Raw genomic sequence first — 21,061 nt, 5'->3', positions numbered from 1 at the left:
TAGGTTCTAGGTTCTAGGTTCTAGGTTCTAGGTTCAACACAAAGGTATAACAATGAAGCAAGTGATCAAGGTACATCATCATACAGTTAGTAAAACCCTTGATGTTTATTTTGACGATGACAGCCATTGCACCTTTAGCTGTGAGTTTTTACGCGTTCATTCACCATCTGCCGAAGTGCAAGGCCACAGCAACGAACCGATGAAGTTGGTGCTAAATAAACAGTTAGTTGGTATCAAACATATTGAACCCGTCGGCCACTACGCACTGCGTTTAGACTTTGACGATGGCCACAACAGCGGCTTATTCAGCTGGGCATACTTCAGCCACCTACAAACTCAACATGACGAGCTATGGCAAACCTACCAACAACGTGTCGCAGAGCATCAAGCCAATAAAGACAGCGTACCGATCAAGTTTGTGCCTTAGATTAGCTTTAAGCTGGTAAGTTTTAAGTTGATCGGCGTTAAAGTTAACTATGTGGTTATTTTAACCTAATGAAATCAAAAAACATACTCAGCTTTGAATCGCACGCTACGCTATGACAAAAAATTTGGATAAGAGTAAAAACTGAGTGCGGCATTTATCGTTTACTCATAGTCATACAGGAAAAGTCATTGCTATTTTCCCCCATTTTTCTTCTTGCTCATCCATGAAGCAATCCTCATGAATTGGATCGTAATTAGGATGTTCACAATCCCAAAATGGATACTTCAATTCTGCCTGTAAGCGCCACAACTTTGCTACATTAAGTAGCATATCAACTTCCCAACGATCAACTAATATTGTTCCATTATCATGTTTATTAACTATTTTCTCTAATTCAACTAATTCTGTTTTTTTTGCAAACGAAAGTAATTCATTGAATATCTTCGGTGGTAAGAAATATTCTTTCATTTTTATACCTTTTCATTCGTATTGATCATTAATTTTGACAACTGCTCTAAACATATAAGTAAATTATTTGCAGTCATCGGCCTAGATACATTCAGAAGAGGATGATCTTTTTGTAAAAAGTTAAAACATAAACCATCTGGTAATTGTCTACCTACAGCTAATTTCCAAGCCCGACCATTGACAGGCTGCTTACGTAACTTATCTAATGAGTCAGCAAAGCTAATACCAAATTTTTGGTTAGGTAAAATAAGCGCATTATCTGGTATAAATGGATCAATTGCATAATGTAAGTCTTTACCTAATCTTAATTTATTTAGCCCTGCGTGACTATTGCGCCCACAACGCCAGACATCATTTTTGTATACACTCCAAAGTTCTTTTGGGGAAACAACAGTATATAAATTTTTACTAACTATTCTGGTCATAACAATCCTTGTTTATAATTTTAAAATGCAACTAAGTATTTTATTACACGACAAAATACCTTCAACAGAGACAAATGTAAATAAGCTCTTCTGCTATTTTAAAAAGAACTAAAAGTGACACCCACTTTAAAAAGGAACTAAAAGTGACACCCACTTTAAAGTCGCCTTTGGATCAATATTCATTACGGGGGATGAACCGCCCATTGCACTTTCTGTTAATAAAAAGCGCATGATGTGTGGTTTGGGCTGGAAGTTAGAGACCTCCGGCTACACGATTAGTTGCGCATACTGTCGATTTTAATTTTTTCTTTTTCTAAACGCTCTTTTTTGAAGTTTTCATTTTTTAACCTAAGAAACGCTTCTGGGTTAAGTTGGCAATGATAATGGTGATGATTTTTAGCTAAGTCCTCTTTGTCTTTGGCTAATTCTTTTTCTGATTTTCTCTTACGACCCCAAAGCTCTAGCCCTTTTCTAAGTGCGACATACCAACTATATGCAAGCGCTAATAATGAAACAATAGGATTAGACCAACCAAGAAATGCTATCAATGCAGGTATAGCACAAACCCATATTGTTAAAATGAGTAACAGCAGCTTTCAGCCTTTAGCTTCTGTTTTCTGTTTAGCTACAACCTCTTCGTATGTGGAAAAATTCAATCCTGAGTAAATCTTAGCGAACTAAAAGTGACACCCACTTTAAAATCGCCTAAAAATAGCACCAAATAAGTTCACATCAAATCAATTTACCGCCTAAAACTCATTCAAAATTACACTTATAATTATCTCGGGAAGCTTTTATTCGACAAGTCCTAACTTACTGACATGCAATCCCTTGCCTTGGGACAATATTTGACGTTTTAGCTGGGTATAAGTACTAGGCCAGTAGTTTTTCGCTGTTGCTAACGTTGCTACGTCGTTTTCTCTTCAGATTTTCACAATAGCTTTCTTGTGCTGCCGCCCTACCCACTGCACCATGAAATACGCGGGTAAATTGCGTGGTCAGTTTTAACCAGTTTTCGGGCGAAATATTTACACGCTCTAATAATGGTAAATGACTACTTTCGATATAACCCCGTTTCCCTTCCCTAACGCAGCGCCCAGTTAATTCAATAAGTTCAAGATACGATTTAAGCTCAAAAGGCAGGCCTTTCGGCATTATCTGACACGGCATGCCAGCAAAACGTAATAACTTTTTAGGTTGCTTGCCTGTTGATGCGCTTTCAATACGTTTTTGTACGCTGGTGTAGATTGATTTCTCTGGGGTGTTCGCTATTTTGGCGCGGATTGGGTTTAAATCGACATACGCCATACACGCTGCAAGTGCAGCTTCATCTAGTAGAGCTTGTGATTTAAAGCGACCTTCCCAGAATCGGCCTGTGCAGTTATCTTCTTTATTGGCTCTGCGGGCAATATCTTCATTTAACAACCGCATAAACCAGCTAATACTGGATAACCGCTCTCGATATTGCTCAACCGTTTGATTAAAAAAGATGAACTCTGATTTACTCAATTTTTCACCTTGCAAATACTTTTTCGTCAATAACGTGCCTTTACACAGCTTATGCCAGCGTAGAATAATGGCTTTGTCATTAAGCCTATTTGCTTTTTTATCATCAACGTACAGTACTAAATGCGTGTGGTTACTCATCACTGCATAGGCACACACATCAATGCAAAATACCTTAGCCAAGGCGAGTAGTTTATCTTCTACCCAGCCCCTGCGGTGCTCATAGGACTGACCTGTAAAACGGTCTTCACCGCATAAAAAAGCACGGCGTACACACCGAGAAATACAATGATAGTATTTTGTATCAACCAAACTTACTTGACGCTTTCTTGCAATTGCCATGGAACACCCTGTTTGTTTTTCATACTAATTTAAAGCTAATAAAAAATAGGGGAAATACAAACTTTAGGATGGGTGTCTTCTTTGTTTTCTTTCTTTGTTTTCCTTCTTTGTTTTTCTCTGCTCATTCCCTTCTCTTTGTGCAAAAGATCTTTAATTGAATTATTCACAAAGAGGTTAAGAGGCGCTGTGCTTTAGAGGTAAACAAATGCTGCGCTAATAGCCTGAGGGCTATTACGTTGCGCTTATTTGTGTCTGCCGTAAGCTACTTGCTTAACAGCCGCATAGACAGACGAAGTAAACGAATTTGCTTATTAAATTAGAGTTGATTTAGAATTGACCGTCAATTTATACAAACGGTCAAAAAGAATACTAATGCCTATTGACAGAATTAAGGCTCATATGTGTTAGCGGAGCATTACACAAATGCTAGAATTCTCATTTATATAACCGTAACCATCAATGTTCACTGATTTAGATTCCAAACCATAAGCAGGAACTGATGTTGCTACGATTGGAAAGTTAAGCTTAATTAAATCGACTTTACTTGGTTTAGAAATACCGAACCAAAAATTTACAACTTCATCTTTTACGAACATACATGGTTGAGAGTATTCAATTTCAGTTAAACCATAATTTATAAAACCTAAAAACTCAGAACCGATTGCATCAATAAATTTTGCTTTGACGATAATGTTTGAATTAGAGTTTAACGCATCCTTTCCACTTGCAGGGGCAATAATTGTTTCATCACAACTATTATCTTTCCACATAAGAAATTGCCAAACAGAATGTTCTGATAAGTCATTAATTGTGATATCCCAAATATGTTTGCTCATAACTTCCTTATACTGATAACGCCCGCTGTTGCTTTTGTTAGTTTTTTATTCAAATTCTGGTTCATCGTGTTGCTCGCGAAGGCTAAGCAATTCACCTGAACGCGCCACTAAAACTGCTTTTTCGCTATTTATATCTATATCTTCCACTAAAAAATAACGCAACTCATACGATAATTCATCAACTTGATAAGTATGTTCCAGTAAGAAGTCTTGATCATGAAAGTTATCACCAAATGAATTCAGCTCGCCAATAAATGATATTGACTGCTTTTCTCTATGGTGAGCCTCTCTATCACCCAAAACTGCGCCAGGGGTATTAGGCTTAACTTGACCGACGACATAGATATTTGAAGTAAAATTTAGCTCATCTATGTGGCAGGAAAGATAAGGGTCACCTTCTGCAGTGCTAAGTATTTTTATAATATCGCTGAGAGTCATGATGATGTCGATTAAAAACTAACGAGCCTGAAGAATAACTCGTATTTATTTTTATTGATTCATTAACCATAACCGAGTTGCTATTTTGATTCAATCGCTTAGTAATATTCGTGTTAGGTTATCGATTATTTAAGCGTGCCAATACTAATTAAGCGCTAAGTTTCCCTCATTTACTTCTCATTCCCTTCTCTTTGTGAAAAAAGATCTTTAACTAACTAAATCATTCACAAAGAGGTTAAGAGGCGCTGCGCTTTAGAGAATATAACTAACCGAATTTGTTTATTGATTTAGCGTTGATCGTCACTATATAAAAACGGTCAAAAACAACACTACTGCCTATTGGCCGAGTTAAAGCTTAAAGATGTTAAACACAGTTTTACACATCGTCTTCGGTCAAAATTTGCCGGCAATTACGAACTGTTAATATTCGAATTTCGTGGCTTAAACTGTAGATAATACGGTAGTAACCAAAAATAATTTCACGGTAATTAGTGTTAGGTATTTCAGGAACGAAACGCCCCATTTCTGGCATATTGCCAAGCAATGCTGTTTTGTCAAAAACGTCATTCACCCATTTTTCAGCAGCTACTCGGTTATCTAAAGAAATGAACTCTGCTGCATCACCCAGTTTTTGAAGTGCTAATGGGGACCAAACTACTTTCATTACTTAATGCGCTCTAGCACTTGTGAGCGCGCATCTTCATTTGCAACACCTAGCCCTAAAGCCAATTGAGCTTCTGCGGTACGCATTTCTTCAAGTAGTTCGATCTTTTCTTGCATTGCTTCATACTCTGCAACATCGAGAACAACGGCTACGCCTTTACCATGTTGTGTGATTACCAATGGACGACGAGTCTCATTGATTTGTTTGATGTAAGATGCGACACCGGCACGAAATTCAGATAACGGTTGAATATCTTGATCGAAACGAATGCGACTCATATTGAACTCCAATTAGTACAAAATAACGTACAAATAATAGTTCAACTAATCGCTGTTAGCAAGAGACGATACTGCGCTATTGTACTTTGTCGTGCACGCATACGCCTGCTCGTCCCACGCTCATTTACTTACCCAAACAAAAAAGCCATAACTTTCAAACAACTCAGGGCTGCTTAAAACTTATGGCTTAGCGCTTAAAGCTCAGCTAATTCCTAGAGCCTAAACCCTAGAACCTAACACCTAATATTAAACCTTAAACTTATCTATCGCTTTATAAAGTACTCTTGCTTGCTCTGACACTTCTTCGCTAGTTTGCGCATTTGTTGCTGAATGGGCTGAGGCGTCTTCGGCAATATCGCGAATCCGTACGACGTTTTTATTCACCTCTGAGGCAACTTGGCTTTGCTCTTCAATGGCGGCGGCAATGTGGGTGCTCATTTCCATAATGGTTTGTACATCTTCGGTAATTGAGCCTAACAGTTCACCGGCTTTAGTGGCTTGCGCTGCGCTTTCGCCGCCTTGGTTTCTACAATGCTGCATAATGCTCACCACTTCTTGAGTTCGCCCTTGCAAGATAGAAATAATGCTTTCAATCTCTTTGGTTGATTCTTGAGTGCGCTGAGCAAGTGAGCGAACTTCATCGGCGACCACTGCGAAGCCGCGACCTTGTTCACCAGCACGCGCCGCTTCAATGGCTGCATTAAGTGCGAGTAAATTCGTTTGTTCCGCGATACCCCGAATTACATCTAATACTGAACCAATGGTTTCGCCGTCTTTTTCAAGTTGTGATACGACCGTTGATGCGTTACCTAATGAATCAGACAACTGCTTAATTTGCTTAACCGTGGCCTCTACTTCTTTACGTCCTTGTTGCGCACTTTGGTTAGTTGATTCAGCTTTTTTAGCTGCGGCCTCAGTATTATGAGAAATATCCTGAATAGTCGCCTGCATTTCAGTGGCAGCCGTTGCTACCATATCCGCTTCATGTAACTGCTCTTGCATACCTGAACTGGTGGCGGCGGTGGTTTCCGATAAGTGATCGGTCGCTATATTTAGCGTGGTTAAAGCGGTATTCACTTCGTAGATCAGTTTTTTGAAATCATTTATAAGACTATTAAAATCAATCGTCATGATGGTGACTTCGTCTTTACCGCTGTGCTCTATAGCAAGGCGTAAATCATTGTTGCGGCGAATTTCATTAATCGTATGGTAAACCCGCTCAATAGGAACAATGATCGAACGACTCGTCAAGTAGACTAAAATCATCACCAGCAAACTGGCCACAATAAAAATGATGATGGCGATCATTTGCGCTTGTGCTGCGGTAGATTCAACTTGTTGCTTAGTTGCGGTCGTAATTAAAGTGACTAAATCATCACTTTGTTTGACGCTGTCTCTCATTCTACCGAGCGCACCAGAATTCAAATCCAGACCTAATGCAACTTGCGCATCAACTAACGATTTAAACTTACTGTTATAAACTGCAAGTAAACGTAATAGCTCTGACTGGTCACTTGAAGCCAAGTTTTCATTGCGAATTTGACGCTCTAACTGCACTACACCGCCTTCAAAACTGGCTAAGTATTTCAGATCAAAGCGCAGCATAAAATCTTTTTCAGAGCGCCTTAGCTGTAACATTAAGCTCAGTAAATGGTAGTTATCTTGCTCATCCAGCAAAGTCTCAATTTTATGAACCGCATCTCGTAGTTCACCATACAAGGCATCTTTAGGGTGTAAACCTATTTTCTTTTGTAATTTTACAACCTTTTGAAAATCATCATTATACTGCTTAGCAAGGATGGCAAATTGCTCCACTTGCGCAGTGGCGATATCAAGCTCACGTGAGAGCTCAGTTAACATACTAATTTTATATTTTAGTTGCTCATATTCTTGTGCAAACAACTCTAAACTACTTTCTTGTTTGTAAAACAAAAAATCTTTTTCGTACTTACGCATAGAGAGTTCATGTATATCAAGCTCTTCCGCGTACTGAATCGTTTCGTTTAGCTTTAGCATTATGCGTGCTTCATAAATAATAACGCACAACATAACTACCATCGCAAGACCAACTACGAGTGCATTGACTTGTAAACGACGTTTAATAGTCAAATTTTGGAGTAAACCCATTAACAACAGCCTTTAAAAATAATTCACTGTAAATAGTATAGTTAAATAACGAATAGTTAGCTTACATTATTGCTCTATTTACTATGATGCTCTAAAAAAACTTAGCTAAATTAGGGGTTAACTTACCGCAGACCATAAGTTTTGATGTAATTCCTCGGTGTTACTCCATTGTTTTGCCGCTAGCCAATCAACTAATGGCTGCGGATCGCTAGGAAAATTAATTTGTTTGTGGCTTTTACTATTGATCCAATCATCCAAAGCATTAGGGTTTAAGTAATTCATGATGTGAGCCGCTTTCATTGCCAGTAATGTTTGGGCATTGGCAGCTTGTTCAAACTGCCCAGCCAACGGTTTTAATAACAGTTTTTTACCTAGCTTTAATGCCTCACTCGAAAGCTCAAACCCGGCATTGGCGATCACACCTGAGGCGTTTGCTAAGTCATTTAAAAAACCATTACGGGCGGGGCTTCGCAAATGAATGTGCCCAGTTGAAGTATTGTCTGCTTGCGGGTGATAGCAGTAAAATTCTTTTTCAGGAAAATCTCGCAAGTAATCAACCACACTGTTGAGATCTTCAAACGGCAGATACACCAACACTTTATTATCAACATTAACTGGATTATTGTGTTGGTGGTGAGCAATAAATGGCGGAATGATATTTTGTGCGAAAGGTTGCCAATGCACCCCCAAATAAATATCCGCGGGGGCATAGTATTTAATAAATGAGCGGCGCAACAAACTGTGGCCAAACATCGGCACTTTTGGCGACAAAAACGCAGCTTGATGGCTCATGCCAATAACAGGCACACCTTGGCGTTTTGCTGCCCATGCAGTGATAGGTTCAAAGTCGTTAAAGACAAAATCATAGCCTGATACATCGAGCAATTTTATATCTCGAAGTAATTTACATAGCCGGGTATTTTTTACTGTCTGATAACTATTTACTTGGCCATTTTTAGTACTGAAGGATAAACCTCGAAAACTACGGTAATTTGCAAACTCGTCCATATCAAAGTAATTTTGCTGAGTGCGACCTGAAAACACATAATCAACCTCAACCCCCATTTGCTTGAATGCATTTGCCATCACTCGCGCACGGGTGACATGACCATTGCCAGTCCCTTGGATGCCATACAGTATTCTCATAAAGTCGCCACGATCAAGATTGCTAATAAACCACAACTGCTGCCCATTAATGCACCAAGTACTACATCAACAGGAAAATGTACGCCAAGTAACACCCGAGATGCCGCAACACATGCAGCCCATAAAAACCACAGGCTAACAAACTCGGGAAAGTACTGAGCTAATACAACTGCGACTAAAAATGCCCCAGCACTATGCCCAGACGGTAAGCTAAATTTATCACTAGGAACAATGTAAGCGCCTTTAATTAAGCCATCACACGGCCTGATTCTGGCAAAACTGTTTTTTGCGACAAAATATATGGGACGTTCAATTAAAAAGCCTAGTAATAGCGTCATCGCCATTAATTGTAATTCTGGTTCATTACTAAGCCAGCCAAAGCCGACGGCGATTAACACATAAAGCCCTCCATTGCCTGTTTTAGAGAAACCTAATGCAGAATTTTTTAACCATGTTGGGGCATTGCCATTAAACACCATCAAAAATAAACTTTGATCCAGCTGAGCCACTTTTTTTAGCATGTTGTTCTCATTCATCACTTGCTCCTTTACTGTGTAAACTCTGTACACAATTTCAGCTTAGGCGGTGAAAATAACAATTGAGTGACGCTTTTAAGACACTAATGTTGCTTTTGCTGTTTTAGCGCAATAATTGTTTAAAAAGAGCGCAATTTACTACGATTAAGTCGTTGTTATTGCAATTAAGCAAGGTATACTAAAGTTCAGCTCACGTATCTTTAGATAAGGATAGAAAAATGGATTACAGCACTTCAGATTTATGCGATCACTTTGCCGATGTGGTCGATGTGCTCGAACCTATGTTCATTAATTTTGGCGGTCGTCACAACTTTAGTGGCCGTATTAAAACCGTTAAATGTTTTGAAAATAATGAACTGATCCGCGATATACTCTCTCAAGATGGCGAAGAGTGCGTATTACTAATCGATGGTGGTGGCTCGACGCGTCGTGCGCTCATTGATATTGAGCTTGCAGAACTAGCCATTGAAAACAATTGGCAAGGTATTGTGGTTTATGGCGCAGTACGCCATGTTGATGAGCTTGAAGAACTTGATTTAGGTATTCAAGCCATCGCTTCTATTCCAGTTGCTGCTGACAGCACCGGTGCTGGCGAAGACGGCATTGGCGTAAACTTTGCTGGTGTATCATTTTTTGATGATGATTTTATCTACGCCGACAGTACAGGCATTGTATTATCAGCTGAAGAACTCGAACTGGAAATTGTAGAAGAATAATCAGTGGCAAACCATCTCCATATTTATGACGAAGCGACTGTTAAACCATGGTGTAACAGTCGCGCCAACGAAAAGAAAGCGTGGCAATCTATCGCCCTACTCGACACCCATGTTGAGCCACTGCAAGCCATGCAAGATGCCGCACAATTTGGTATTAAGTATGTTCTATTGGGTATTTGTGAAGATATTGGCCCACGAGCTAACTTAGGTAATGGTGGTGCCGAAGATGGTTGGCAAGCATTCCTAAAACGCTTTTTAAATCAACCTGATAACCAATTTTTAGCGAACGAAAAAGTGTTGTTATTAGGCGAAGTCGCAATTAACGATTTAACCCAAGCAGCGCGCGATTTATCAAACCAAAACCCTCAACAATTAGCGCAATTACGCGAGTTATGCGCCCAACTTGATCAACGTGTTGAGCAAGTGCTGAGCTTGATTTTTGCCGCTGGCCTTGAGCCTATCGTGATTGGTGGTGGCCATAATAATTGCTTAGGCATTATTCGCGCACTCAGTAAACACAAACAAACAGCGGTCAATGCAATTAACTTTGATCCTCATGCTGATTTTCGTGATTGTGAAGGTCGCCACAGTGGTAATGGCTTTCGCTATGCTTACAACGAGCAACACCTTGGTCATTACCATGTGATTGGTATGCATGAGCTAAAGAATAACCAAGCGATTATAGATGCCTTAGCTACTGCGCAATTTAATTACGACAGCTACCAAGCGCTGCAAGTAAGACGCGAGAAAACCCTTACTGAAGCATGCCAACAAGCTCTTGCAACCCTAACTCATGCCCCTCTTGGTGTGGAAGTTGATTTAGATAGTATTTCATTAATGCCTGTCAGTGCTTACACAAACTGTGGTTTTAGTGTTAGTGACGCCGAACATTTTGTGCATTTGGCTGCCAGTCAAATTAACAGCCATTACCTGCATTTATGTGAAGCGGCCCCAAACCAACACCCCAGTGGGATGCAAGCAGGAATCAGTGATGCAGGGCAAATAATCACCGCGCTTGTGAATGCATACCTACAAGCTAGAGAGCATGCATAGCGGCTATTGGTGCTCTATTTGCCATTGCCTAAGCCATGAAATCATACCCACGCTACTTAATGGATGACTAAAGTAATACCCTTGTGCAGCATAAGTATTTAGGCTTTTTACAAAGTTTAGCTGTTCACGGGTTTCAACACCTTCGCAGATAACTTTAGCATTTTGCTGATTGTGCATATCGACCATACCGCTGATCAAACTACGAACATGGCTTTGCTGGCTAAAGTCAGCGGTTAATGCAGGGGCTATTTTTACATATTCAACGGCTAGATTCGGCAATTTAGCTAACCAGATTGGGCTGTCGCCAAGACCATCAACACAGATTTTAATACCTATACTATTAATGCGCGCCACCATGGCTTTGCCTTGATCATCTAAACTCATAAATAGATTAAGTGGGCACTCTACAATGAGATCTCCAGCTTGTAGCTGATGTTCCACAAAGATACGGTCAACAAACTCGATAAACTCTTCATTTAGCATTTCAGAGCCGAATAAATTAATACTTAAAGGCATGCTGATACCTTCCATGCGCAGTGCCATTGCCAGCTCCGCTGCACGCTCGATCACAAAGGTTGCTAATGGATAGGCAAGCCCTGCGACACGTATGTCATCTATAAAACGGTTGGCGGATAAAATTCCTTGTCGTGGATGCTGCCAACGTAACAATAACTCTAAAAACTCAATGTTATCGTGTTGATTGCAAATAATCGGCTGGAAATACAATTCAAGTTCGCTGGAAAAATCTATATTGGCTAATTCGTGCAAGCGGGCTTGTTGCTCTAGTTGCTCTATTTTCATTTGCTGATGGTAGGCCACCACTTGCTGTTTAGGGTGGCTATCTAATGCGAGGAAAGCAAATGAAACTAAATTATCAAAACTATTTTCTTGCTCATCACAGTCAACAAAACTCGCCCGCGCGCTTACTTTGATAGTGCAATTAGCCACATTGAAAGGTTTTACAGTTGCTCCTAATATTTGATTGATTAACTGTTCATGTAAATGTTTTTGCTGTGCTAAGTTGCAGATAAAAGCAAAGTTAAGGCCACCTAAGTGTGCTAACTTTTGCTCCCCATCTAAACTAATAACTTCTTCAATAAGTAGCAGCTGTTTAATGCGATTTGCCGACTGTGCGAGTAATAAGTCACCAAAATCACGACCAATATGCTGGTTAACTTGCGCAAATCCTTCTAAACGAAACACCACTAAGGCTGCCCGCTGTTGGTTATCTTTACGCCAATCGTAATAACCTTGGCGCAGCAATTTAATGTTAGGTAAGTTTAATAACGGCGCAGGTTCCATATAATTGGCATTATTAAGCTGCGTCACATCATCTGTAGCAATTGCTAATTCTTCATCAGTAAAATAGCCTGACATCGCCAATACAATGCTCGCCAGAGCAATTAAATACAGCGGTAAATCCAATAATAAATGAGCGGATAACAGCACTGTAAATACTAATGCAGAGCAGCAACTCAGGGTAAGCATAGCCCATTTATTTTGCGAGAAGGCCAACCATAAATGCAGGCCAATACTGACTGCAAATAATAGCTCTAAAAAGTTTAGCTCGTTGCTTAATATGGCCAGCGCTAGCACGCTATTGATTAAATAACTAAGGCGTAATAATGGCTTTTGCACCACGCATAACGCGCAGATCATCGCCATTAAAACCGCACCGGCTAAAAAAACAGGTAATTGTGGGTGATTTAGTAATGCGATCCCTGCGGTATATTCAAGTCCTGTGTTTGTTAATAGCGCAATTAAAAACATCTTTTCAGTACAACGTTAAACCAGATTAGTTTAGTCTACCCAAAACCCACAAATTTAACAGTTTATTTACGCCTAACTGGTAACTTAATTGCGCGGGATGGGATATCTGCCAATGTGCTATATCGGCGCGCATACCCACTTTTAGTACGCCACGATCACTTAAACCAAGGGCTTTAGCTGCGTTTTTGGTGACGCCAGCCAAGGTTTCTTCTGGTGTTAACCTAAATAAGGTGCAGCCCATATTCATCATTAATTGCAAAGAACACAAGGGTGATGTACCTGGGTTAAAGTCTGTGGAGATAGCCATAGGCACATTATATTGCTTTAATAACGCGATGGGTGGCTGTTTAGTTTCACGTAAAAAGTAAAATGCACCGGGTAATAACACCGCGACGGTTCCAGCAGCAGCCATCGCTTTTACGCCCTGCTCATCTAAATGCTCGATATGATCCGCCGACAAGCCCTTAAACTCGGCAACAAGCTCGGCGCCATGTTGATTTGATAATTGTTCGGCGTGGCATTTCACAGGCAAACCATGTTTAGTGGCCGCTGCAAATACACGGCGAGTTTGCGCATGACTAAATCCCACATTTTCACAAAATACATCCACAGCATCAGCCAAATTACCCGCAACCACTTGCGTTAGCATGCCATTACACACCAACTCAATGTATTCATCACTGCGGCCTTGGTATTCAGGTGGCAAAGCATGTGCCCCTAAAAAGGTCGTTTTTACATCAACGGGGTGATTTTCACCAAGTAACCGGGCTACTTCGAGAATTTTAACTTCATTTTCGCAATCTAAACCGTAACCCGATTTAATTTCAACCGTTGTCACGCCTTCGCTATACAGCGCATTTAAGCGATCTTTCGCTAAAACAAATAAGGTTTCATGATCAGCCGCACGGGTGGCTGTTACAGTACTTGCGATACCACCGCCCTGCGCTGCTATTTGCTCATAACTCACACCTTGTAAGCGCTGCTCAAACTCTTCTGCTCGCGATCCTGCAAACACTAAGTGGGTATGACAATCAATTAATCCTGGGGTGAGCCATTGCCCCTTTGCTGAAATGATCGGCGTTGCGAGTGCATCAAACGAGGGTAATTCAGTTTGCTTGCCAAGCCATGCTATATGGCCATCTTTAATCGCCAGTGCAGCATGTTCAATTGCCCCATAAGGTGCATCAATATTGCTATCCATAGTGGCAATATTGGCATCGGTGATCAGTAAATCCCATTCGTTGCAGTGGTTGTTTGCAGTTACGTTAGTCATAGCAGCCCTTAAAAAAATGTTTTAATCAGTCTAACAAGCTATCTTGTATATACAAGATAAATGTGCCATCTTATAGCCAGTATTTAATTAAATGAAAACTGTAGATCAGCACATGACGACACCTAAGTTCGCGCAAATAAAGCAATTTATTGTTGATAACATTCGATCATCCGCTTGGCTTGAAAACCAACGGGTGCCTTCTGAGAACGAATTAGCCGAACAATTTAGTGTTAGCCGCATGACTGCACGCCGTGCCTTAAGCGAATTAACCGAAGCTGGTATTCTTACTCGCAGCCAAGGTTTAGGCACATTTGTTGCCAGTTTTAAATCGCAGTCATCGTTACTTGAAATTAAAAATATAGCGGATGAAGTTAAAGCACGTAATGGTAATTACAGTTGTACCGTTTTAGTGCTTGAATCAATCAGCGCTGTGGCACCGATTGCCATTGCATTAGGTGTTGAAGTAGACAGTGTGGTATTTCGCAGTGTGCTAGTGCATAACGAGAATGAGCAACCACTTCAAGTGGAGGAACGTTTTGTTAATCCAGCACTGGCACAAAGTTACTTACAGCAAGATTTTACCACTTTAACACCGCATGAATATTTATCGAGTGTGGCACCGCTGACTGAAGCGCGCCACACTGTTGAAGCCATTATGCCAAATAATGAAATGTGTCAGTGGCTGAACTTATACCATGAAGAACCATGCTTGCAGGTGATCCGCCGAACTTGGTCATCCGCAGGTATTGTTAGCTTTGCTCGGTTAGTGTCTCCTGGTAGTAAATACCGTTTAGGTGGCCACTTAACTTTTAAAAAGCAACACTAAAAAGATTATTAACATCAAAAAGATGCGCTTAGTTGCGTATTTTTTGTAACTAACAAGCTTGTATATACAACAGGAGTACTCCATGAACAATAGACTTGACGAATCGCGTGTGATCCGCGCGCCACATGGCGATAAGATCAGCGCTAAAAGCTGGCTCACCGAAGCGGCTAAGCGTATGTTAATGAATAACCTCGATCCAGAGGTGGCAGAGCACCCACATGCACTTGTTGTATATGGCGGCATTGGTCGTGCAGCCCGTGATTGGCCTTGTTTTGATAAAATCATCGAAACTTTAGATAGACTTGAAGACGACGAAACGCTTTTGGTTCAATCAGGTAAGCCAGTTGGGGTATTTAAAACCCATAGCAATGCACCGCGAGTATTAATTGCCAACTCAAACTTAGTGCCACACTGGGCTAATTGGGAGCATTTTAATGAGCTCGATAAGCTAGGTTTGATGATGTACGGGCAAATGACTGCGGGCTCTTGGATTTATATTGGCTCGCAAGGCATAGTACAAGGTACCTACGAAACCTTTGTCGCTATGGCAAAACAACACTTTAACGGTGATGCCAAAGGTAAATGGGTATTAACCGGTGGTTTAGGTGGCATGGGTGGTGCGCAACCACTTGCAGCAACCATGGCAGGCTTTAGCGCCTTAGTGGTTGAATGTGATGAGACACGTATCGATTTTCGTATTAAAACCCGCTATGTCGACGTTAAAGCAACCGATTTAGACCATGCCCTAGAGCTTATCAACGGCGCATGCGCAAAAGGCGAAGCGTTGTCAGTCGGTTTACTCGGTAATGCTGCCGACGTATTTAGCGAGTTAGTAAAACGCAAAATTACGCCTGATGTTGTCACCGATCAAACGTCAGCCCACGATCCACTCAACGGATATTTACCACAAGATTGGAGCATGGCGCACGCGGCTAAAATGCGTGAGCAAGATCCACAAGCTGTGGTTAAAGCCGCCAAACAATCAATGGCTGTACAAGTTACGGCAATGCTAGCTCTGCAACAAGCAGGCGCAGCAACTACTGACTATGGTAACAACATTCGCCAAATGGCGTTTGAAGAAGGTGTTACTAATGCCTTTGATTTCCCAGGTTTTGTACCAGCTTATATCCGCCCGTTATTTTGTGAAGGCATTGGTCCATTCCGTTGGGTAGCATTATCTGGCGATCCAGAGGATATTTATAAAACCGATGCTAAAGTTAAAGAGCTCATTCCAGATGATAAGCATTTGCACAACTGGCTTGATATGGCCCGCGAGCGCATTCAGTTCCAAGGTTTACCTGCGCGTATTTGCTGGGTTGGCTTAAAAGACCGTGCCCGTTTAGCACTGGCGTTTAATGAAATGGTTAAAAATGGCGAATTAAAAGCGCCAGTCGTGATTGGCCGTGATCACTTAGATTCTGGCTCAGTAGCCAGCCCGAACCGTGAAACTGAAGCGATGAAAGACGGTTCAGATGCTGTTTCTGATTGGCCATTATTAAACGCACTACTTAATACTGCCGGCGGTGCGACTTGGGTATCTCTGCATCATGGTGGTGGTGTAGGCATGGGCTTTAGCCAACACTCAGGCGTGGTGATTGTTGCCGATGGTACTGATGAAGCCGCAGAGCGTGTTGGCCGCGTGCTATGGAATGATCCTGCCACTGGTGTTATGCGCCATGCTGACGCAGGCTACGATATTGCAATTAATTGCGCGAACGAGCAAGGCCTCGACTTACCTATGTTGAATAAGGAATAACCATGTTTGAATATACTCTCACACCCGGCCAGCTCGACTTGGCGACACTGCGTAAAATTAATCTTTCACCGGTAACATTAAGTCTTGCTAAAGATAGCGACATCAACATCGCAGCAAGTGCACAAACCGTGCAAGATGTGATTGATCAACAGCGCACTGTTTACGGTATTAACACCGGCTTTGGCTTACTGGCTAACACAAAAATTGCCGAGCATGAACTTGAGTTATTACAGCGCTCTATTGTGCTTTCTCATGCGGCGGGTATCGGCGAATACATGGACGACAGCACAGTACGCTTAATGATGGTGCTAAAAATTAACTCTTTATCACGTGGTTTTTCAGGTATTCGCTTGAAAGTGATTGAGTTTTTTATGCAACTGCTAGAGGCCGAAGTTTACCCTTGCGTGCCTAAAAAAGGCTCTGTTGGGGCATCAGGTGATTTAGCACCACTGTCACACATGTGCTTACCGTTACTGGGTGAAGGCGAAATGCGCCATCAAGGTAAATTAATAAGCGCCGCCGAAGGCCTAAAAATTGCCAAGCTTGAGCCACTCACTTTAGCTGCCAAAGAAGGCCTAGCCCTACTGAACGGCACCCAAGCTTCAACGGCTTTTGCATTACAAGGCTTATTCCGTGCCGAAGATTTGTATGCACAAAGCTGTGCGATTGGCTCAATCAGCATTGAAGCTGCAATGGGCAGTCGTTCACCATTTGATGCACGTATTCATGAAATTCGTGGTCAACGCGGACAAATTGATACCGCCGCAATCTTCCGCGATATACTCAGTGAACAGTCACAGATCAGTGAAGCCCATGTCGATTGTGAAAAAGTACAAGACCCTTACTGCTTACGCTGTCAGCCACAAGTACTTGGCGCATGTTTAACGCAAATTCGCCAAGCTGCTGAAGTTTTATTATGCGAGTCAAATGGCGTAACCGATAACCCATTAGTGTTTGCAGATGTGGGCGATATTATTTCTGGCGGTAACTTTCATGCCGAGCCCGTTGCAATGGCTGCCGATAACTTAGCGTTAGCGATTGCTGAAATCGGTGCACTTGCGGAGCGTCGAATTGCCTTATTGATTGATTCAAACCTATCAAAACTACCACCGTTTTTAGTTGAAAATGGCGGTGTAAATTCAGGCTTTATGATTGCACAAGTAACCGCAGCGGCACTGGCATCTGAAAATAAATCACTGGCACACCCTGCTTCTGTAGATAGCCTACCAACCTCAGCAAACCAAGAAGACCATGTTTCTATGGCTACCTTTGCGGCGCGTCGTCTTGGTGAAATGGCTAATAACACCCAAGGTGTATTAGCTATTGAATGGCTTGCCTCAGCGCAAGGGCTGGAGTTTAGAAAGCCATTAACAGCTTCTGAAAAAGTAGAGCAAGCGAAAGCTATCTTGCGTGAAAAGGTCAGCTACTACGATAAGGACCGTTATTTTGGCCCTGATATCGAAGCTGCTAATACGTTATTGCAACAAGGAAAACTATGTAGCTTGTTGCCTGCGGGTATTTTACCTTCGTTTTAAATATCAAATTGATAATTAAAACCTAACTGTTCAATAGCCGAACCATCGATGATGCGTTCGGCTATTTTGTCACTCATAAAGGTAGGCGCTTGCGTGCCATACTGCTGACACTTCTGCTGGTAATAATCTGCTTTGCTTGGATGAGCCGGATTAACCACATTGTAAATTGGCGCAGCAAGCTGCCAATTATCCAACACAGTGATAATCGCATTAATCACATCTTGTTGCTGCACCATATTAACTGTTTGTCTACTAGAGCCACGTAATTCTTTGCCAGCCACAAATCGCCCCGGTTCGCGGTTAGGGCCAATTAAACCGCCTAATCTAAGTACTTTGCCACCCGCATCAAGTACAAGTTGCTCCGCTGCGATTAACGGCTGCTGCCTAGCTGTGGTTGCCTTTACTACACTTTGTTCAGTATAAATTGCATTATCTTGGTCGTACACAGCAGTTGATGAGCATAATAAAAAGCCTTTTGCCTGCATGGCGTTGGCAAGTTCAATCGCGAGTGTCAACGTTTCTAAATAGTGACTATCAGCATGTCGACTTCGCGGGGGTATTGAGCATACCCACCAGGCATTGTGCAAATCAACTTGATGAGTCAGCTTATTATCTGCAAATACCAACTGGCGTTGAAAAGCATGTTGGTGCTCACTACTGCGATGCGTGCCTTGCACACCCCAGCCTTTTTCTTGCTGTTGTAAGCACAATGGCTGACCCAGCCACCCCGCACCTAGCACAACTAGCTGGTCGTTATTTGTTCCCATTACGTAGCATCACCCTTACAATTTTATAAAATACCGTCAACTTGTCTTATCGCATACCATAGCACTAAGTACCAAGATATGATTAGATAAGAGTGCTTACTCTACTAAATAATAAGAATGTGTGCACTTATGCTTAAAAATCTATCCCTAAGAAAAAAAATACTATTGCTGATCGGCGGCACTATAAGTGTCTTATTACTGATTGCCTCAGCCTACTTTGTTAACCATATTGCCGCGTTGTCGCGGCAAAGTATCGAGCGCGAAGCACATAGCTACCTACAAAGTGAACAACTTTCCATGAAAAGTTATTTTGCTCAGTACGGCAAACTGGTCGCAACATTTGTCAATAACCCGCATTTAGTAAATTGGTTTGATAATTGGGATAAACGTGACCAAACCCTACAAGGTGCGCCAGGCTATGATGAAATAAACCAAGACTTTGTGCGTATTAGTAGCAAAGACGAAAATATTTTATCGGCCTTTTTTGCCTCGGCAAAAACCGGGGAATACTTCAAAGAAAATGAACGAACCACTCACTACAATAATGAGCCATATTATGCGTATAAACGCGGTTGGTGGATAGATGCCTTAAAGATTAACCGTTTATATGTTGGGCCAATTTCCGTTGATTTAACAACACGCAACGCCTCAGCAGTAGTGCAACAACCCGTATACAACCAAGATAATGAATTAGTTGGTTTTGGCGGTGTTGACTTACAACTCAATAAAATTAACAAAATGGTCGAAGATATTCGCTTTAACGGCCAAGGTTACGGATTTTTACTGGATGACAACCAAAAAGTCGTGCACTTATCCAATCGTACCAAGCATAAGCTGTCGATCACTGATGAAGGACCTAATGGCAAAGAAGGTCTGGAGCAACTAGAAAAACAATTTAGCGATACCCAAGGCTTTACTGAACTTAATCAACTGATGAAAAACAACATCGAGGGCGATGCCAGCATTACCTTTCAGGGCCAAGAATATTTTGTTGTGTATAACCGCCTGCAATTAGAACACCCTTACTTAAATTGGTATGTGGGTATTTTAGTGCCACGCAGTATGATTGATGAACCTGTTAATCAAGCCGTAACAACAACGACCACTTCAGTATTGATTATTTTATTAATCATAATCGCGATGATTTTATGGGCCACCCACATGATCTCAAAACCGATTATTACCCTCACCCATATCATGCGCGATATAGCTTCTGGCGAGGGCGATTTAACCCAAAAAATTACTATTGATAGCAAAGATGAAGTGGGCCAGCTCGCCCACCATATGAATACCTTTATCGATAAACTGCGCGTGATGATGCTAGATACCGCAAAACAAGCAAAGCAATTAACCAATGCCGCAGCTCAACTGAATTTAGTCTCGCAAAAAACCAATGCTGAAATTCAACAAGAAAAACAGCAAGTCGACAGCGTTAGCGCCGCGGTAACAGAAATGGCCACCACCGTGATGGAGATTTCTCGTAACGCACAACGCACCAACAATGCCGCAGAAGAAGTACAACACATCTCTGTTGATGGTGCGAAACGTTCGCAAAATGCGCAAAGTGTAATGACCGCATTAGCCGATCACATCGGCGAAGCGTCCAAAGTAGTCGCTGGGTTAGAGCAAGAAAGTGGCAATATTGGCGCCGTGGTGGATGTGATCAACTCAATTGCAGAACAAACTAACTTACTGGCCCTTAATGCGGCAATAGAGGCTGCGCGTGCTGGTGAGCAAGGCCGTGGCTTTGCGGTGGTTGCCGATGAAGTTCGCTCCTTAGCGAGCCGCACTCAAGAGTCAACCGATGACATTCGTAATATGATCTCGCGTTTGCAACAAATTGCTCAGCAGGCTTCTACTATGATGCAGCAAGGACAACAGCGTGCACAAAGCTCAGTGACACAAACGCAAGAAGTGCTTGATGCACTACAAAACATTGCCGATGCTGTGACTAAAGTACAAGATCAAAGTCATCACATTGCCACCTCAACCGAGCAGCAAACGGTGGTTGCTGAGGATATCAACAGCAGTCTCGCGGCAATTAATAACTTAGTAAATAATACCGCGGATCATGCTTTAGAGCTTGCTGACGAAGCGCGTGAACTCAATGATTTGGCAGCATCACTCAATAAAACCGTCAATCAGTTTAAACTCTAGGCCTACAACAACTAT

At 41.7% G+C, this 21,061-nt stretch carries 21 protein-coding genes; 7 read left to right on the top strand and 14 right to left on the bottom strand.

Annotated elements, in window-relative coordinates:
- Positions 1 to 52 precede the first annotated feature (52 nt).
- Positions 53 to 427 (top strand): gamma-butyrobetaine hydroxylase family protein, encoded by a 375-nt coding sequence (locus tag A7968_RS14910; RefSeq protein ID WP_064667371.1) that lies wholly within the window; start codon positions 53 to 55, stop codon positions 425 to 427.
- A 171-nt stretch (positions 428 to 598) separates the two neighbouring features.
- On the opposite strand, the gene A7968_RS14905 is transcribed toward A7968_RS14910, so the two are convergent.
- The 11 genes from A7968_RS14905 to A7968_RS14855 form a co-directional block, all read right to left on the bottom strand.
- Positions 599 to 895 (bottom strand): hypothetical protein, encoded by a 297-nt coding sequence (locus tag A7968_RS14905; protein ID WP_064667370.1) that lies wholly within the window; start codon positions 893 to 895, stop codon positions 599 to 601.
- 2 nt (positions 896 to 897) lie between these two features.
- The gene (locus A7968_RS14900) at positions 898 to 1,320 is read right to left on the bottom strand and encodes a hypothetical protein (protein ID WP_064667369.1); all 423 of its coding nucleotides are present in this window, start codon (positions 1,318 to 1,320) and stop codon (positions 898 to 900) included.
- A 275-nt stretch (positions 1,321 to 1,595) separates the two neighbouring features.
- A complete protein-coding gene (locus tag A7968_RS14895) occupies positions 1,596 to 1,868 on the bottom strand; it encodes a hypothetical protein (RefSeq protein ID WP_064667368.1) in 273 nt (90 codons plus the stop codon).
- A 325-nt stretch (positions 1,869 to 2,193) separates the two neighbouring features.
- The gene (locus tag A7968_RS14890) at positions 2,194 to 3,168 is read right to left on the bottom strand and encodes a transposase (RefSeq protein WP_064667367.1); all 975 of its coding nucleotides are present in this window, start codon (positions 3,166 to 3,168) and stop codon (positions 2,194 to 2,196) included.
- Between the two features lie 404 nt (positions 3,169 to 3,572).
- Positions 3,573 to 4,004 carry a hypothetical protein gene (locus A7968_RS14885; protein WP_064667366.1) on the bottom strand — a complete coding sequence of 144 codons (432 nt, stop codon included), beginning with the start codon at positions 4,002 to 4,004 and terminating at the stop codon, positions 3,573 to 3,575.
- A gap of 45 nt (positions 4,005 to 4,049) precedes the next feature.
- On the bottom strand, positions 4,050 to 4,442 hold the full coding sequence (locus A7968_RS14880; protein WP_064667365.1) for a hypothetical protein: 393 nt from the start codon (positions 4,440 to 4,442) through the stop codon (positions 4,050 to 4,052).
- A 376-nt stretch (positions 4,443 to 4,818) separates the two neighbouring features.
- Positions 4,819 to 5,106 carry a type II toxin-antitoxin system RelE/ParE family toxin gene (locus A7968_RS14875; protein ID WP_064667364.1) on the bottom strand — a complete coding sequence of 96 codons (288 nt, stop codon included), beginning with the start codon at positions 5,104 to 5,106 and terminating at the stop codon, positions 4,819 to 4,821.
- Positions 5,106 to 5,384, bottom strand: coding sequence for a type II toxin-antitoxin system Phd/YefM family antitoxin (locus A7968_RS14870; protein WP_064667363.1), 279 nt, complete (start codon positions 5,382 to 5,384; stop codon positions 5,106 to 5,108). Before A7968_RS14870 ends, A7968_RS14875 begins: the two co-directional genes overlap by 1 nt.
- A gap of 246 nt (positions 5,385 to 5,630) precedes the next feature.
- On the bottom strand, positions 5,631 to 7,511 hold the full coding sequence (locus tag A7968_RS14865; protein ID WP_064667362.1) for a methyl-accepting chemotaxis protein: 1,881 nt from the start codon (positions 7,509 to 7,511) through the stop codon (positions 5,631 to 5,633).
- Between the two features lie 117 nt (positions 7,512 to 7,628).
- Positions 7,629 to 8,657 (bottom strand): MJ1255/VC2487 family glycosyltransferase, encoded by a 1,029-nt coding sequence (locus A7968_RS14860; RefSeq protein WP_064667361.1) that lies wholly within the window; start codon positions 8,655 to 8,657, stop codon positions 7,629 to 7,631.
- A complete protein-coding gene (locus tag A7968_RS14855; protein ID WP_084448214.1) occupies positions 8,654 to 9,193 on the bottom strand; it encodes a phosphatase PAP2 family protein in 540 nt (179 codons plus the stop codon). The genes A7968_RS14860 and A7968_RS14855 overlap by 4 nt, the downstream gene beginning before the upstream one ends.
- 218 nt (positions 9,194 to 9,411) lie before the next feature.
- On the opposite strand from A7968_RS14855, the gene rraA reads away from it, so the two are divergent.
- Positions 9,412 to 9,909, top strand: a complete 498-nt coding sequence (rraA, locus tag A7968_RS14850) for a ribonuclease E activity regulator RraA (RefSeq protein ID WP_064667360.1) — start codon at positions 9,412 to 9,414, stop codon at positions 9,907 to 9,909.
- A 3-nt stretch (positions 9,910 to 9,912) separates the two neighbouring features.
- On the top strand, positions 9,913 to 10,962 hold the full coding sequence (locus A7968_RS14845) for a formimidoylglutamase (protein ID WP_064667359.1): 1,050 nt from the start codon (positions 9,913 to 9,915) through the stop codon (positions 10,960 to 10,962).
- 3 nt (positions 10,963 to 10,965) lie between these two features.
- Here A7968_RS14845 and A7968_RS14840 read toward each other — a convergent pair whose 3' ends face one another.
- Positions 10,966 to 12,627, bottom strand: a complete 1,662-nt coding sequence (locus A7968_RS14840) for a bifunctional diguanylate cyclase/phosphodiesterase (protein ID WP_064667434.1) — start codon at positions 12,625 to 12,627, stop codon at positions 10,966 to 10,968.
- 130 nt (positions 12,628 to 12,757) lie between these two features.
- Positions 12,758 to 14,005, bottom strand: coding sequence for an imidazolonepropionase (gene hutI / locus A7968_RS14835; RefSeq protein WP_064667358.1), 1,248 nt, complete (start codon positions 14,003 to 14,005; stop codon positions 12,758 to 12,760).
- Positions 14,006 to 14,117: 112 nt separating this feature from the next.
- On the opposite strand from hutI, the gene hutC reads away from it, so the two are divergent.
- From hutC to hutH, 3 genes are all read left to right on the top strand, one after another.
- On the top strand, positions 14,118 to 14,831 hold the full coding sequence (gene hutC / locus A7968_RS14830; RefSeq protein WP_064667433.1) for a histidine utilization transcriptional repressor HutC: 714 nt from the start codon (positions 14,118 to 14,120) through the stop codon (positions 14,829 to 14,831).
- An 82-nt stretch (positions 14,832 to 14,913) separates the two neighbouring features.
- Positions 14,914 to 16,587 carry a urocanate hydratase gene (gene hutU / locus A7968_RS14825; RefSeq protein WP_064667357.1) on the top strand — a complete coding sequence of 558 codons (1,674 nt, stop codon included), beginning with the start codon at positions 14,914 to 14,916 and terminating at the stop codon, positions 16,585 to 16,587.
- 2 nt (positions 16,588 to 16,589) lie between these two features.
- On the top strand, positions 16,590 to 18,122 hold the full coding sequence (hutH, locus tag A7968_RS14820; RefSeq protein ID WP_064667356.1) for a histidine ammonia-lyase: 1,533 nt from the start codon (positions 16,590 to 16,592) through the stop codon (positions 18,120 to 18,122).
- On the opposite strand, the gene A7968_RS14815 is transcribed toward hutH, so the two are convergent.
- On the bottom strand, positions 18,119 to 18,889 hold the full coding sequence (locus A7968_RS14815; RefSeq protein WP_064667355.1) for a Rossmann-fold NAD(P)-binding domain-containing protein: 771 nt from the start codon (positions 18,887 to 18,889) through the stop codon (positions 18,119 to 18,121). The genes hutH and A7968_RS14815 overlap by 4 nt on opposite strands.
- A gap of 129 nt (positions 18,890 to 19,018) precedes the next feature.
- On the opposite strand from A7968_RS14815, the gene A7968_RS14810 reads away from it, so the two are divergent.
- Entirely contained in the window at positions 19,019 to 21,046 is a 2,028-nt protein-coding gene (locus tag A7968_RS14810; RefSeq protein WP_064667432.1) for a methyl-accepting chemotaxis protein, read from the top strand.
- Positions 21,047 to 21,061: the final 15 nt, after the last annotated feature.

This window comes from Pseudoalteromonas prydzensis (assembly GCF_001661495.1).
GTDB lineage: Bacteria > Pseudomonadota > Gammaproteobacteria > Enterobacterales > Alteromonadaceae > Pseudoalteromonas > Pseudoalteromonas prydzensis.
The sequence above is the reverse complement of the archived record's forward strand: the minus strand, read 5'-3'. Positions and strand labels throughout refer to the sequence as shown.

Coding starts and splice junctions, on each gene's coding strand:
- A7968_RS14910 (WP_064667371.1), top strand. CDS start 53: ATGAAGCAAGTGATCAAGGTACATCATCATACAGTTAGTAAAACCCTT.
- A7968_RS14905 (WP_064667370.1), bottom strand. CDS start 895: ATGAAAGAATATTTCTTACCACCGAAGATATTCAATGAATTACTTTCG.
- A7968_RS14900 (WP_064667369.1), bottom strand. CDS start 1,320: ATGACCAGAATAGTTAGTAAAAATTTATATACTGTTGTTTCCCCAAAA.
- A7968_RS14890 (WP_064667367.1), bottom strand. CDS start 3,168: ATGGCAATTGCAAGAAAGCGTCAAGTAAGTTTGGTTGATACAAAATAC.
- A7968_RS14885 (WP_064667366.1), bottom strand. CDS start 4,004: ATGAGCAAACATATTTGGGATATCACAATTAATGACTTATCAGAACAT.
- A7968_RS14880 (WP_064667365.1), bottom strand. CDS start 4,442: ATGACTCTCAGCGATATTATAAAAATACTTAGCACTGCAGAAGGTGAC.
- A7968_RS14875 (WP_064667364.1), bottom strand. CDS start 5,106: ATGAAAGTAGTTTGGTCCCCATTAGCACTTCAAAAACTGGGTGATGCA.
- A7968_RS14870 (WP_064667363.1), bottom strand. CDS start 5,384: ATGAGTCGCATTCGTTTCGATCAAGATATTCAACCGTTATCTGAATTT.
- A7968_RS14865 (WP_064667362.1), bottom strand. CDS start 7,511: ATGGGTTTACTCCAAAATTTGACTATTAAACGTCGTTTACAAGTCAAT.
- A7968_RS14860 (WP_064667361.1), bottom strand. CDS start 8,657: ATGAGAATACTGTATGGCATCCAAGGGACTGGCAATGGTCATGTCACC.
- A7968_RS14855 (WP_084448214.1), bottom strand. CDS start 9,193: ATGAATGAGAACAACATGCTAAAAAAAGTGGCTCAGCTGGATCAAAGT.
- rraA (WP_064667360.1), top strand. CDS start 9,412: ATGGATTACAGCACTTCAGATTTATGCGATCACTTTGCCGATGTGGTC.
- A7968_RS14840 (WP_064667434.1), bottom strand. CDS start 12,627: ATGGCGATGATCTGCGCGTTATGCGTGGTGCAAAAGCCATTATTACGC.
- hutI (WP_064667358.1), bottom strand. CDS start 14,005: ATGACTAACGTAACTGCAAACAACCACTGCAACGAATGGGATTTACTG.
- hutC (WP_064667433.1), top strand. CDS start 14,118: ATGACGACACCTAAGTTCGCGCAAATAAAGCAATTTATTGTTGATAAC.
- hutU (WP_064667357.1), top strand. CDS start 14,914: ATGAACAATAGACTTGACGAATCGCGTGTGATCCGCGCGCCACATGGC.
- hutH (WP_064667356.1), top strand. CDS start 16,590: ATGTTTGAATATACTCTCACACCCGGCCAGCTCGACTTGGCGACACTG.
- A7968_RS14815 (WP_064667355.1), bottom strand. CDS start 18,889: ATGGGAACAAATAACGACCAGCTAGTTGTGCTAGGTGCGGGGTGGCTG.
- A7968_RS14810 (WP_064667432.1), top strand. CDS start 19,019: ATGCTTAAAAATCTATCCCTAAGAAAAAAAATACTATTGCTGATCGGC.